The organism is Algoriphagus ratkowskyi (assembly GCF_002150505.1).
GTDB classification, from domain to species: Bacteria; Bacteroidota; Bacteroidia; order Cytophagales; family Cyclobacteriaceae; genus Algoriphagus; species Algoriphagus ratkowskyi.
This window is the reverse complement of sequence record NZ_MSSV01000005.1, coordinates 39,180-53,314: the sequence shown is the minus strand read 5'-3', so window position 1 is coordinate 53,314 and position 14,135 is coordinate 39,180. Positions and strand designations below refer to the sequence as shown.

The 14,135-nt window shown below is 39.2% G+C and carries 11 protein-coding genes; 3 read left to right on the top strand and 8 right to left on the bottom strand.

The window, feature by feature from the left end:
- Nucleotides 1–256 precede the first annotated feature (256 nt).
- Complete coding sequence (recQ, locus tag BVH02_RS07350; protein WP_086500759.1) at nt 257–2,371, top strand: DNA helicase RecQ; 2,115 nt, start codon at nt 257–259, stop codon at nt 2,369–2,371.
- Between the two features lie 127 nt (nt 2,372–2,498).
- Here recQ and BVH02_RS07345 read toward each other — a convergent pair whose 3' ends face one another.
- The 4 genes from BVH02_RS07345 to BVH02_RS07330 all read right to left on the bottom strand — a co-directional run bounded on the left by BVH02_RS07345 (nt 2,499) and on the right by BVH02_RS07330 (nt 9,503).
- Complete coding sequence (locus BVH02_RS07345) at nt 2,499–2,885, bottom strand: VOC family protein (RefSeq protein WP_086500758.1); 387 nt, start codon at nt 2,883–2,885, stop codon at nt 2,499–2,501.
- 18 nt (nt 2,886–2,903) lie between these two features.
- Nucleotides 2,904–4,703, bottom strand: a complete 1,800-nt coding sequence (locus tag BVH02_RS07340) for a M14 family zinc carboxypeptidase (protein WP_086500757.1) — start codon at nt 4,701–4,703, stop codon at nt 2,904–2,906.
- Between the two features lie 304 nt (nt 4,704–5,007).
- Nucleotides 5,008–6,666 (bottom strand): alpha-glucan family phosphorylase, encoded by a 1,659-nt coding sequence (gene glgP / locus BVH02_RS07335; protein WP_086500756.1) that lies wholly within the window; start codon nt 6,664–6,666, stop codon nt 5,008–5,010.
- A gap of 305 nt (nt 6,667–6,971) precedes the next feature.
- The gene (locus BVH02_RS07330) at nt 6,972–9,503 is read right to left on the bottom strand and encodes a M14 family metallopeptidase (RefSeq protein ID WP_086500869.1); all 2,532 of its coding nucleotides are present in this window, start codon (nt 9,501–9,503) and stop codon (nt 6,972–6,974) included.
- A gap of 325 nt (nt 9,504–9,828) precedes the next feature.
- Here BVH02_RS07330 and BVH02_RS07325 point away from each other — a divergent pair, with 325 nt between their 5' ends.
- Both BVH02_RS07325 and BVH02_RS07320 read left to right on the top strand, forming a co-directional pair.
- Nucleotides 9,829–11,223, top strand: a complete 1,395-nt coding sequence (locus tag BVH02_RS07325) for an MBL fold metallo-hydrolase (protein ID WP_086500755.1) — start codon at nt 9,829–9,831, stop codon at nt 11,221–11,223.
- Nucleotides 11,224–11,234: 11 nt separating this feature from the next.
- A complete protein-coding gene (locus BVH02_RS07320; protein ID WP_086500754.1) occupies nt 11,235–11,546 on the top strand; it encodes a rhodanese-like domain-containing protein in 312 nt (103 codons plus the stop codon).
- Between the two features lie 325 nt (nt 11,547–11,871).
- Here the strand turns inward: BVH02_RS07320 and BVH02_RS07315 are convergent, their stop codons facing one another.
- From BVH02_RS07315 to BVH02_RS07300, 4 genes are read right to left on the bottom strand one after another with little or no spacing between them, the layout of a single operon-like run.
- The gene (locus tag BVH02_RS07315; protein WP_086500753.1) at nt 11,872–12,567 is read right to left on the bottom strand and encodes a hypothetical protein; all 696 of its coding nucleotides are present in this window, start codon (nt 12,565–12,567) and stop codon (nt 11,872–11,874) included.
- A 31-nt stretch (nt 12,568–12,598) separates the two neighbouring features.
- Nucleotides 12,599–13,195 (bottom strand): hypothetical protein, encoded by a 597-nt coding sequence (locus BVH02_RS07310; protein WP_086500752.1) that lies wholly within the window; start codon nt 13,193–13,195, stop codon nt 12,599–12,601.
- Nucleotides 13,196–13,238: 43 nt separating this feature from the next.
- Entirely contained in the window at nt 13,239–13,562 is a 324-nt protein-coding gene (locus tag BVH02_RS07305; RefSeq protein ID WP_086500751.1) for a nucleotidyltransferase domain-containing protein, read from the bottom strand.
- Nucleotides 13,552–13,962: a nucleotidyltransferase substrate binding protein gene (locus tag BVH02_RS07300; RefSeq protein ID WP_086500750.1), complete on the bottom strand. Its 411-nt coding sequence runs from the start codon at nt 13,960–13,962 to the stop codon at nt 13,552–13,554. Before BVH02_RS07300 ends, BVH02_RS07305 begins: the two co-directional genes overlap by 11 nt.
- Nucleotides 13,963–14,135 lie beyond the last annotated feature (173 nt).

The following is a 14,135-nucleotide window of genomic DNA, read 5'->3' as shown; positions in this document are numbered from 1 at the left end:
ATCTAATTGGATTAGTGTAAAAGATTCTAGTTAAGATATTAATCACGTTTGTGGGCGCAAGTATCTCTGTGTATCCCTAATTGATCCATCTCTCTCTCCCTAATTAGAACTCAAATTAAAGATGTTCAAATTGAGATATCTACCCATGACCGCCTAGATCGGGGGATGTTTCCATTAAATTTGTGGCAGAATCAAATGAGGTAAGCTTTTTTTAATAGCTCTAGAAATAGATGTTATCAAGAACAAAGAGGTAATCATGGAAATTAATCCACATACACTATTAAAGAATGTATTTGGGTACGATGAATTTCGTCCTTTACAGCAAGAAATTATTGAGCGCACCTTGGCAGGAAAGGACAGTTTTGTACTCATGCCAACTGGCGGGGGGAAATCGATGTGCTTTCAGATTCCAGCTTTGTGTTTTGATGGAATTACGATTGTTGTCTCGCCTCTTATTTCATTGATGAAAGACCAAGTTCAGGCATTGCAAGCCAATGGAATAAAAGCAGATTTTTTTAATAGTTCTATTTCTCCACAAGCGGAAAATGAAGTGATTGCTCGAGCTACAAAGGGCGAAATTAAGTTGCTTTATTTATCGCCAGAGAAATTGATTTCTGTGAGCAATACCTGGTTGAGGAATTTGAACATAAAGTTAGTAGCCATCGACGAGGCACATTGTGTCAGCATGTGGGGACATGATTTCAGACCAGAATATACCAGGCTAAAAGCATTTAGAAATTCCTTGTCCCAAGTTCCTTTTATGGCGCTAACGGCCACTGCTGATAAATCGGCAAGAATAGATATTGAGCAACAGCTGGGATTGAATGAATCCAAGCTGTTTATCTCATCTTTTAACAGGGAAAACCTGAGTATTGAGGTTAGAGGCCAAGTTCCTAAAAAGAAAAAACTGGAAGAAATTGGGCGCTTTGTAGAGAAAAAAAAGAATGAAAGTGGCATCATTTATTGCCTTAGTAGAAAGAATACAGAGGAAGTCGCCGATTATCTGAAGTCATATGGACATTCGGTAGCGTATTATCATGCAGGGATGAATCCCGAGGAAAGAGAGCGAGTTCAAACAGCGTTTATTTATGACGATACCAAAATTATCGTAGCGACGATTGCTTTTGGGATGGGGATTGACAAATCGAATGTGCGTTGGGTAATTCACTTTAATTTGCCAAAAAACCTAGAGGGATACTACCAAGAAATAGGTAGAGCTGGTCGTGATGGACTGCCTGCTGAAACAAGGCTATATTATAACATGAGTGATTTTGTGATGTACAGTCAGTTCGCGGAGGATGGGGCAAATTCAACTATGCAAAAGGAGAAACTGAATCGCATGTTGCAATTTGCTGAGGCGAAATCTTGTAGAAGAAGAATACTACTTTCTTATTTTGGAGAGCATTTACCAAAAGATTGTGGGAATTGTGATGTGTGTGACAATCCACCCAAAGATTTTGAAGGAACTGTTCTGGCCCAAAAAGCGCTTTCCGGAATTGCCAGGATGAAAGAAAAGGAAGGAATTGCCATGTTAATTAATGTATTGAGAGGTTCCAATAATGCTGAGGTACATGCGAGTGGATATTCACAACTCAAAACCTATGGAGCAGGGAAGGATATTAGTTATATAGATTGGAGAGATTATATCATTCAATTGGCTAATCAAGGCTTGATAGAGATTATGTATAGTGAAGGTTCGGCATTAAAGATTTCACCCGTTGGATGGAAAGTGCTGAAGGGAGAGCTGTTCATAAAATTGACTTCACCAATACTAGCTGAAGAGAAAGTCAGTAGAAGGCCAAACATCGCTAAAATGGCAGATGAAGGAGAAGTAAATACGGATTTATTTGCAGCATTAAAGAAGTTGAGGTCTTCAATTTCTCGTGAAAAAAATGTGCCGTCTTACGTTGTTTTTAGTGACAAATCATTGAAACAAATGACGATAGATTTGCCTGTCACAGAAAACCAGTTCTTGGGAATTTCTGGAGTGGGAATGAACAAGATGGAGCAGTATGGAGAAGAATTTATGGACGAAATCCGAAAGTTCAAATCCGTAGCAAAACCAAAAAAGACTCCGACTATTATGGACACTTTTGCGATGTACAAAGAAGGGCTTAGCCCCATAGAGATCGCCAACAAAAAAAACATACAAATCACCACTGTTTATTCCCATTTATCGCAGCTATATACTGAGGGGAGAGAGGTGGAATTAGAGAAACTTGTATCGAAAGACGTGGTGGATAAGGTACGAGATGCATTCAATGAATTGGACAGAGCAATAGCCCTGAAGCCCATTTTTGAAAAACTACACGAAGCTGTTTCTTATGGAGAAATAAGAATGAGTTTGACAATAATTCTTATGAACGAATGAATTAGCCCAGATTGGTGATTACTAGAAATTATACTTAAATCTGCTGGCTAAAATGGCATTATCTTGCTGGGAAGTATTCTTTGCCTATAAACCTTTACAAGGATTCAACTATTTCAAGCTGAGGCTTTCAGATTGTAATCTCTATCCAATTCCCCTCTGGATCTTCAATTACGCTTTCAAAATACCCGTCGCCTGTCGTTCTAGGTTCACCGATAATAGAGATTCCTATATCGCGAAAGTTTTCCGTCATCGACAAAACTTTCTCTTTAGAACCTACCGAAATAGCGAAATGTGCTAATCCTGAAATCATTCCTCGAGGATGGGATGACTCAAGAATATCGATTCTCTTCATCAATTCTAGTCTTGTTCCTGAGGAGAAACTTAGAAAATAGGAGCTAAAACCTTTAGTGTGGTTTTCGTATTTTTCTCCAGCTGTCATAGCGAAAGAATGGCAATACCAATTCTTCATTTGCTCAAGGTCATGAACCCAAATTGCGAGATGTTCTATTTTCATAATCTTACTTTTGGATGATTACCATTCCCTCCCCACCGGTATCACTTTCCAGTTCTGATCGAAGTAAGGAGTTTGTTTGTAAAACCAAGAGTAGATAGCTCTAGAAGACTTGGCAAACTCAGCATTGGATAGTTTTTCCGCCTCAAATCTCTTATTTAAATCCGCATCTTCAGCGAGCATTTTGGCGATCAGTGGCTCCATGATGTAGGTTTCCATGTATTCGGTTTGCGTGAAAATCGTATTGAAATAGCCCCATTGGAAAAAACTATCCACTGATTCCGGCTCCATGAGGATTACTGCGAGTTCGCCAAGTGCCTGATTAGTATTTATTTTTGCAGAGCCTGGCTGAAGGGTTATGGTTCTCTCCATTTTATCTAGATCGAAAGACTGAATGCGCATCAACCCCTCGTAAGGTTGAGTGACCATTTTGAAATCTCCGACTGTGGAAAACTCCAAGGTCAGCTCTTTCGGCTCTGTTAAAATTTCCATTTCAATGCCATGGGCCTGTATTTTCTTGATAACCGATGACCATTCTGCCGGAATATAGTAAGCTTTTGGTACGCTTACTTTTTCGACTGGCCTATCCATCAAAATACTTGGAACTTGCTGAGTAATCTCTTTTCCTTCCCAGATCACATACTCTCTGCCAGTAATCGCAGAAATCTCTTTTCTAGAAGCAATTCCCAAAAATTCCATAGAGTCGGCTGGTGTTTCTCTAAAAGCAAACTTCACTGTTATCTCCTCAGGATTCTGGTTTTTGTCTGCTTTCACAGCTTCTTGAAGTTCGGCAAAATGTCCACTAACTGATTTAATCGCTTGCTCCAAGAATACATAAGTACCTAACACACGCTGCTCAAATGGCTTTAGAGAGTGATTTTCTATCAAAATTGAAGGGATATGTTTGATATCACCATAGGTATGTGAAAACCTTGGACTAAATGAAAATGCCACATTTCCTTCAGTGAAATCATTGCCATTTGCTGCGAAAAGTAAAGGGCCAGGAATATGCCCCTGATCCTTCAAAGCCTGATCTACTTCTGGCTGGAAGTAGGTAGAGAGCCAATTGGAGATTTGCGGAGAGTAGCCACCCGACGCTACATATCCATAAGTAATATCATATTGGTAATCTGCCCCATCAGTGACATGAATATCTATATATAAGTCTGGATCGTACCTGTTGATAACATTTGCGATCGCAGTGATTCCAGCTGTCTCCAGTTTCGTATAATCGCGATTGAGATTAAGATTTACTGCATTGGTTCTCCAGCCCATTTGTTTTGGACCTCGCTGATTTACTCTTCCATATTCACTTCTTCGCTCATGGCCATCAGCATTGAGGATCGGAATAAAGAGCAGGTTTGCATGTACTAAGAGCTCTAGTTTATCTCCTTGGCTGATATCTCTGAGTAGCATCATTCCAGCATCTTTCCCGTCTATTTCACCAGCATGGATGCCAGCTTGAATGAGAATCAGTGGCTTTTTAGATGTGGATAACTCTTCGGCAGTGAAGTCACGATCAACTGATGCAATTATCATTTGAATTGGTCTTCCTTGTTCAGTTCTACCAATTGACTGAATCTCGAGGTATCCTGAATTCTTAGTCAATTCTTCTATCCAAGCCATTGTTTCCACATAAGTAGGAGACTCAAGACCATTGGATAGCTCAAATGGTGTCACCCATTTATTGGACTTATCCACAAGTAATTCCTTGCTTTTTCCATCCCAGGGAAGTATGGGAGGCATGATATCCTGAGCAAAAGAATGAATGGAGAAGCTCATGCAAAAAACTAGGAGAAGAAATGATGGTAATAATTTCATTTTGGAGAATGTTTGCCTAAATATCGCAAGTACTTTGATAGGAGTGCAGCATTTTTGGTTAAACTGCTGTTAGATCATTTAAATGCAAAAAAAACCCAGAATGCAGGAAATTCTAGGTTTTTAAAAGTCTAATGATTATGTATATCCGCTATGTTACCAGTAAATGGATAAAAGCGACATAATAAATGGTTAACATTAGCTTTGAGGCTGCTTCGGTCACCCGTCATCGGTCTTCCCGTATACCAAGCAAAGAAAATATGGTTACTGGCATGGTTGCGGATAATTATACTTATGATTTCCTAATTCATTCTTTATACATAATCTCATAATACTCCGTTGCCATACGGTTGCTTTCAAAATTTTCTAAGACATCTTTCATTCCTTGCTCTACGATATCATCCCACTTACTTGGATTTTCATAATAGGTAGGAACTATCTCGTTTTCCAAAACATTCATGAGGTTATCCAGATCAAACTGATCCTGATCAATTATGCTCATGTTGTTATAATCGGCAGTTGGGACGATAAAGCTATTTTTCCCGTGATCAGCAAATTCACAGATCCAGCCATCAAAGGTACTAAAGTTCACTGCTCCGTTCATGGCTGCGGTCATCCCTGACGTTCCGCTCGCCTCGCGAGGAACTCTAGGAGTATTCAACCAAACATCAGCTGCTTGCTTGAGTCGTTTGCTCAATGTCAACTCATAATCCACACATACAGCCACATTCGGATATTTTTTACTTAGATGCACGAGTTGGTTAAATGTGGAAATAGCACCGTAATCAGATGGATATGGCTTTCCAGCCCAAATTACCTGAACTGGGTGATCAGGATGACTGATTAATCTTTCAAATCTCGCTAGATCTCTAGTGATCAGATCTGCTCTTTTATATCCAGCAAAACGTCTAGCCCAAACAATTGTCAGCACATTTGGGTCAAGCAATTTTCCTGTCTGATCTGCTACGATTTCAAAAGCTCTTTTTTTCAGATAATGCTTTCTGTCTTCAAAGCCTGGTTTATCATCCGTTCGCATGAAATGATACAGCTGCTTATCCGCCCAGTAGGTATAGTTTTGTGAATTAGTAATCGAGGTTATCTCAGGTATGTCTGAATACTTGCTCCACATCTCTCGGCTGACTTCACCGTGAAGCTTACTCACCCCATTGGCTTTTCTAGCAAATCTAAATGCTGCCAAACTGTGATTAAAAAGATTTCCTTCCATGCCTGTCAGCCATCTCACTTCGTCTAATGAATACCCATTGAAATAACCCAATTTCTCGCAGAGGTAGATATCATGCTTCTCATTACCAGCCTCTTCGGGCGTGTGTGTAGTGAATACCAGTCGCTTTTTTACTTCCTCTTTCGAGCCGAATTTCCGCATCAAATGGAAAACTGCACTTACGCCATGTGCCTCATTGAGATGATAGACCTCCGGATTGAAATTTAGTTCATCCAACAGCCTAGCACCTCCGATCCCCAGCAGTATAAACTGCGCCACTTTTGCGGCAGAATCAGAGTCGTACAAGCGATGCGTAATGGTCTGGCTGAGGTAGTCATTTTCTGGTAAGTCTGTACTCAATAAGAATAAAGGTGCACTATTAAAGGTGGTTGGAGGAAGATACCAAGCTTTCACCCAAACAGGATTATCGTGTATTGTGATCTGATATTTTATGCCAGTATCCTCCAGAAAGCTATAAGTTTTTTCATACCATTCTGCCTTAAGCGTCTGATCCTGATTTCTACCTTGATCATAGTAGCCGTACTTCCAAAGGATACCGATTCCGATGAGGTTTTGCTTGAGCTCGTAAGCGCTGCGCAAATGAGATCCGGAAAGAAAGCCAAGCCCACCAGAGTAGATTTTGAGCGGTTGGTGAATGGCAAATTCCATTGAAAAGTAGGCAACTCGATTGGAAAATTCCTGAGCAGGAGGATAAGGAACAGTGTAATTTTTGAAATCGGTCATATATAGAGGCAGTTTAAGGGAGTTCGAAGATAATTGAATTCGTAAATGATGTATCAAGAATGGGATTAGAGAATCGTAAAGAAGCAGGGTAAACGAAAAATGCACTTTCAAATGGGCAGTTTCTGCTAAAATTGCACATTCATTTGAGCAAAACGAACAATGAATTATCAGGCAGATGAGAAAATGGGAATACAGTTCTTCTTCGGGAGTAGCAAGACATCTAGAGCTACTAGCGGTTAAAAAAAAAGACCGGTCACTTGTGAGTAACCGGTCTTAATATTTATGCCTATGTACTAAGGTCTCTTTTACTGTCCTACCATAAAGATCGCATTGCTCAATATCAATTTTCCAGCCTCCCAGAAGCCTCTGAAAATCGGGTCATCTACGAAGTAGACGATCTTGCCACGACCGGCATTTTCTACACCGATTGCTAAGGATTCGCCCATGTTGGATTTGATTTTATAACCAATGTATCCAGTTCTGTAGGCTTCATTATTAGCGATTATTCCTGCGTTTGCACCTTTATTTAGGTAGGCGAATTTGCTGGAATTATTTTTCAGGGCATAGTATGTTCCACCTGTTCCGTAGCCTAGGGGATGAGTTTCGTCCATCGTCACTTGGTATATTGCTCCAACAGCTCCTGTAGAAATTGCAACTCGTTCACTTTCTTGATAAGGTAACAAACGCTCTTCTTTAGCTAAAGAATCCAATTTCTTTTCAGCAGCCTTTTTCTCATCGTCCGAATCAAACGTCTTCAGTTCAAAACCTTCCTTATTTGCAAATAGATTCAAAGCTCCATCGATCGCAATTAATTTTCCTCCAGCACGAACCCATTCCATCATTTTCTTCTGACCTGCCTCAGAGAGTCCAGATCCACGCAAAGAAGGCATGATGAGCACATTGTATTTGCTCAGATCATAACGAGCCATGTCATTTAGTTCCAAGTTTACCAATGGGTAATTCAAGTCTTTTTCGAAGAAATGCCATATTGCACCGTAGTTCAAAGAATTTGTACCCTCTCCGCCGATTAGAGCAACCTGTGGAGCTTGGATTACACGGATATTTGGTGAGCCAAAATCCTTTCCTTTGTCCACATAGCCACTCATGGTTGTCGCCAGTGTCACCCCAAATTTATTAGCTATTTCAACTACTTTTTGGTCAAAATTAGGAACGTATTCGTTGCCGCCTTTAGTGATCATAAGCGCTCCTGCAGGGAAACTTTTACCTTCCACATCAAAAGGAAATTCATTGAATTTCACTCTAATCTTTGCAGTAAGTAGAGCTGAAAGAAATGCTGCGTCTCGTGTTCCTTCCCAAGCGGCTATGTATGCTACAGGAGTTTTGCCAGCAGTATTTGCCGTAAACGATGGTTTCTCATAAGTACTGGCAGCATTTACTCTTGTTTCGAGAGCAAATGCCTCAAGTCCGTATGCATAGGGCATGGACCAACTAGTGATGTCATAAGTGATACTATCATGCAGCACAGGATTTGGTTCGAAAAGTACCTGAGTCAAAACTGACTTGGGTTGGTAGGCATTGATGATAATATCTTTTTCGCTAGTGGAGAACGACACACTTTTCCCTGATCCATATGAGAAACCTTTCAAGCCTGATTTGGCTCCTGCTTTACCATATTTGATTCCATTTTTATCCAATAATTCAAGCAATTTTGCCACCTGAGCAGAGTTACTTTCACCTTTGATTACAAAACTTTTGTATTGGCCTTTTGGAGAAGATGCATTTTCACTAAAAAACTTCTCGAACTCAGTAAGTAGCTTTCCAGCATTTTTGCTGGTAACTTCTGCAGCAGACATCGCGGCAGTATAATGACCTTGGATTCTGTAGCTTAAAGTCACGGTGTCACCAACGGCATCAAATCCGCCGATTCCAGCTTGACCGCCGCCGCCTTGTTCGATGGTCATTCCAATTGCGCCGTTAAACATCGGGTAAGTATCACCATAAGAAGGATACAATAAATCGAAACGCTCCTTAGTGAAATAAAATCTGCCAGCCTCATCGAAGTACTTGGCAGTATTTCTACCAAAAGTATCTTGAAACTCATGTTGCCATGGAGATAGTTGCTCATGAAGTGGTTCAGCAGCTGGAGCCATGTAGAAAGGATTGTTGATACCCTGCTCATGGAAGTCCAAGTGAAGCTGTGGCATCCATTGTTGATACAATTTCATTCTCGCTTGAGATTCAACCTGAACTTGCCAAGCCCAATCGCGATTTAGATCAAACAAATAGTGATTTGCACGCCCGCCTGGCCACGGTTCATTATGCTCTGTAGATTGTAAATCTGGCTGAAGGGTCGTATTCATTTTCTGGTTATACCAGTTCGAGTATCGGTCACGACCATCTGGATTGATCGCAGGATCGATGATCACAATTTGATTTTTCAGCCATTCTTGAGAAGTTGCATTCTCAGGATTTGCTAACGTATAAAAAGAAGAAATTGCAGCTTCCATGCCTACAGACTCATTTCCGTGGACATTGAAAGACATCCAATTGATCGGAATAGATGTCGAAGGTGTTCCTTCCATCATGCCTGTTCTTTTCAGGTTATCGGTACGGATTTGTTCCAAATTAGCCATATTTTCTGTACTGGAAAAAATCGCTACAATCAGCGGACGCTTTTCGTTGGTTTCACCGTATTGGATGAGTTTGACATTTGGATTATTTGCCGCTACGTGCTCAAAGTAATCGACCATGCGATGATGGGGGGTAAATCGATCTCCGGGTTTGTAACCCAAAAATTGTTCTGGGGTCTGGAGTTGAGCCCAAGAGCAAATACTGATCGAAAAAACGAAGAGCGATAAGAGTAAGAGTTTTTTCATAAGGGAGTATGGAATGACAGCATGAATTTGTTTCTGTTTGTGAGACACAAACCGAGGAAGGAATTAATAGCCTGAATTTAAAAGGAATTGTAATGTCCTGTATCACCAATTAAAAAAAGGCTTGGTGAAAGTCCCAGATTGAGGTTTTTCTAAGCCTATTTCTTTGAATTAGTTTGCAGTCTTCAGCATCTTTTCACAAAAAATGAAGTATTCACGAAGAAAAACCGAGTATAAAAGGCTAATGTGACAAAAGTTGCTGAAGGGCAAAATCAAAAGCCTGTAATTTGTAGTACTAAATCGAAGTTTAATAAGAAATATTATAGCGATGTATTTTCAACATGTATATGACAAATCCCTGGCCCAAGCTAGTTACTTTATTGGCTGTCAGGCAAAAGGTGTCGCAATTGTAATTGATGCTCAAAGGGACATGGATGTTTACTTGGAGATTGCCAAGCAAAACAACATGAAGATTACCCATGTTGCTGAGACGCATATTCACGCAGATTTCTTGAGCGGTACTCGTGAACTCGCTGCTGTGACTGGTGCCAACATGTACCTATCAGATGAAGGACCTGCAGAATGGCAATATGAATTTGATCACGAAGGTCTCCATCATGGCGACAAGATATATTTAGGAAATCTTAGTTTGGAAGTTCTCCATACTCCAGGTCACACTCCGGAGAGTATCAGTTTTCTTTTGACAGATCATCCGGCCACAGACAAGCCAGTAATGATCTTCACGGGTGACTTTGTGTTTGTAGGAGATATTGGAAGACCAGACTTACTTGAAAAAGCTGCTGGATTGATAGGAACACAGGAGAAAGGTGCAAAACAGATGTATGAGTCTGTTCAGCAATTTGCTCAACTTCCAGAGTATGTTCAGGTTTGGCCGGGTCATGGAGCTGGATCAGCCTGTGGCAAAGCCTTAGGTGCGGTTCCTAGCTCTACGGTTGGCTATGAGAAAATCAGGAACTGGGCGTTCCAATATGCTTCGGACGAGGAAGGATTTGTGGATTATTTGTTGGATGGACAGCCTGAGCCACCGAAGTATTTTGCGATGATGAAGCACCTGAATAAGGTGGATAGACCCTTATTGGTAGAAGTGCCAAAGCACCCAAAGCTTAGCAAGGATCAATTTCAAGCTGCATACAAGGATGGGTTGAAAGTAATTGACACCAGAAATAAGGTAGATTTTGCAAAAGGCTTTTTGCCAAACAGTATCAATATTCAAAGCAATAATTCCTTTTCTACATGGGCAGGCTGGTTGCTTAATTATCAAGAGCAATTCATACTCGTAGCTGATCAAACTCAGATGGATGATCTCACACGCAAGCTAATGCGAATTGGCTTAGATAATATCTACGGATTCATTGATGACGTGAGTGTGGTAGATATACAGCTACAAACTGCCGATGTGATTGATCTCGAAGAGTTCAAACCTCTGATTGGAAAAGAGGATGTGCAGGTAGTCGATGTGAGAAATACGACAGAATTTGCTGCAGGTCATGTAAGTGGTGCCGACCACGTGTTCGTAGGGACTCTGCCAGACAATCTTCATAAAATCAGTAAGGACAAGCAAGTAGTAATTCATTGCCAAAGTGGAGATAGAGCAGCTATTGCTTATTCACTTTTGAGAAAGAATGGCTTTGAAAATATTAAAAACTATTCTGGTGGAATGAAAGAGTGGTTAGAAAAAGGAAATGAAACAGTAAAAAATTAAACAATTATACCATGGGTTTTTTATCATCAATATTCGGAGCAAAAGACAATAGTAAAGTGACCGAGGCTATAAAGGCAGGAGCATTTCTAGTGGATGTTCGTTCCGCAGGAGAATTTTCTTCAGGAAGTGTTAAAGAAGCAGTAAATATCCCTTTGGATAAAATCTCTTCCCAGTTGTCCAAATTCAAAGGAAAGAAAAACATCGTAGTGTTCTGCCAAAGTGGTAACCGCAGTGGGCAGGCCAAGGGTATTTTGGAACAAAATGGTATTCAAGATGTCATCAACGGTGGCTCTTGGAGCAATGTCAATCAGTGCGTTGGATAAAAGAACAGGGGAGCTTTAGGGCTTCCCTTTTTTTTCAACCAAAAGTTTACCATGAAATCCGTAAATCAAATTTTCGATTTTCATGGTAAAATAGTTTCATAACTACTATCGAGATTAAAAACACCCTTTCCCTTCAACTTATTAAAGACCTTCAGATCTCCATGTAAGATACTTGAGCCGATGAAGGTATTGTTATCTGTAGATTTGAGGAAGGATATTCGCTTTCGGAAAAAAGTGAAGGCGGTGGGAGTGAGGAAGTTTCTAGTTCGCAGGTAGGGTTAAATTGTTCACGTCTGAGGTGGTGTAAACTAAGTATTATAAGTTATTATTTCCCTTTCATTAAACTATCCCATAATGCGTCTGAATCTTTTCTCAACTGTTCCATTTTTCTTTTATATTCTATTTCCTCTTGTACTATCAATTCATCATCTTCCTGAATTTGTTTAATCATATAAGAAATTTCACTTTCTGTAAAAAGAAATGAATTTTCATCATCCAGAGAATTTGGTACTTTTTTTAAAAGCCTCTCTTTTCGGTTAGCAAATTCAACTATATTTCCGCAGCCATGCCTAGAGAAATGATAGTCGTCACTTAGTATTATATTACAAACTTGTATGGCTTGATAGATTTTTCTTTGTTTCTCAAGGCCTATTGCAAGTTTTTTTTGTGCATATCCTGTGTTGTGCCCATAGAGCATTGCAAGTCTGGCATGTTCAATTGATTTATCATAGAAAGTTGAATTTTCTTTTCTTGCTTTAAAATATGCATCCATGAGATTTACATGAACTCCAACAGAGTAAGGAGTTTCTTTCAAAAGTGTTTCCCCTAAATTTATGGCTTCAAAATATTTTTTTTCAAAAATCAAATTACCTATTGAACAGAATGCTGGGATTTGTGTTTCCGCAGCTATTTTATAATTTGAAGGCAATTCGATATTTGAAATTGAAGATATATTTAACATTACTTCATCTTTTACTGAAGTATTGGATTTACCGCCAAATAATTTTCTAATTATATTCATATAGCTGTAAGTTCTTCCTTAATTAGTGATTTTATTGAGTGGTTATGTATTCCTGCATTATTTTATGGAAAGAGTTGACTTCTTTTTGAAATTTTTCAACAAGTCCCAAATTCTCTGGATTGTCGGTACCCAAGTTTTTATCCATCTTTTCTAAGATCTCTACTAAGATATCATCGATAGGTTTAAGGTCATTTCGATTAAGGTTAGGAAAAAGATGGTCTTTATACTTTGCAAAAAGGAAAAATCTAGTTCGAATAATATATAATTCATCTGCGCCCCCGTTTTTATTCCTAATTGCGAGCCAAAAACTATTGAGATTTTCAGATACTTCAGCGTATTTCTTCTCCCTTAAATCTCGTGTAAATCTTTTCTTTTCATATTCAATATTTGCAATGTGCCTTTTTTCGTCAAGATTGCTAAGTGCCTTAGCTATACAAATTGTAACTAATAATGTCATAATAGATATGATAACACTAGTTGTTCCACTTATGTAGCTAGAGAAATTTGCCCAATCAGATATATTTCTTGAAACTACTTGATCATGAAAATAATAGAGAAATATCCCAATATTTAAGATAATAAAAACAATCATTATGATGAAGCTAATCTTGAAAAGTCGGATGCTCATAGTATTAATTTAATGATTTTCCTTTATTTAAATTTTCTAACAACTAAGACTTGTAACTCCGCCTATATACCTCGACTCCAACCCGATCAATATGCACCAATAATTTTGGTTCAGTGATAGAATGATAGTTCAGCACATCAAACTTATAGGGCATATTAGTTTCTTCGTTGAGCAAATAGCTGATTTGACTTACTGTGTCAAAATCTATCTCTGACCCTTTTAGAGCAAGATCTACATCGCTTCCAGTTCTATAATTCCCCTTAGCTCGGCTGCCAAAAATGTACGCCCTTTCCACTTTAGCATGATTACTCAGCACACTCAAAATTGCTTCTACATCTGACGCCAAAAGTCCGAATTTACTGTTCATGAAGTTTTTGGTTGAAACTATCTCTTAAGGCTTTCAATAAAGGGAAATATTTATTGCTGATTAATTGCTCCATATCAGTTGCTTTCTGTTCATCGTAGGTATGTGCAGTCAAGTTTCTGTCCTGCAATAGATCCATCCAATCATGTCCATTTTCTAGGATGTTCATTTCGAAAGCCTTCTTCAGTGCACTTCTTGGAGATTTGATGTCCACAAAACCTTGTTCCTCTAGGTAATCTTTCACCATGTTCCAGGCTAATTCAAAGCTCATTTCAAAAAATTGAATAATTCCTGCTTTCTGAACAATATCAGGATTGGGGATTTGAAGCGCGTTTTCCAAATGATACATCGCTTTACTGAAATTAGAAAAGCGTTGTATCCAGCGTATATCTTCTTCAGCCATGGTCAAGTGTTTTTCTTTGGGTCAGTCTAAAATAAGGCTTTATATTTAGATCATAATAGAATGATTAATTCCTTAGATTCTGTCTTTTTAAATAATCTGAAGACTGCAATGAAGAAAACGTAAGATTGGAGAATTGCGCTAGTGAAGTTTTGTTTGCTAGATGAGATTGCTTC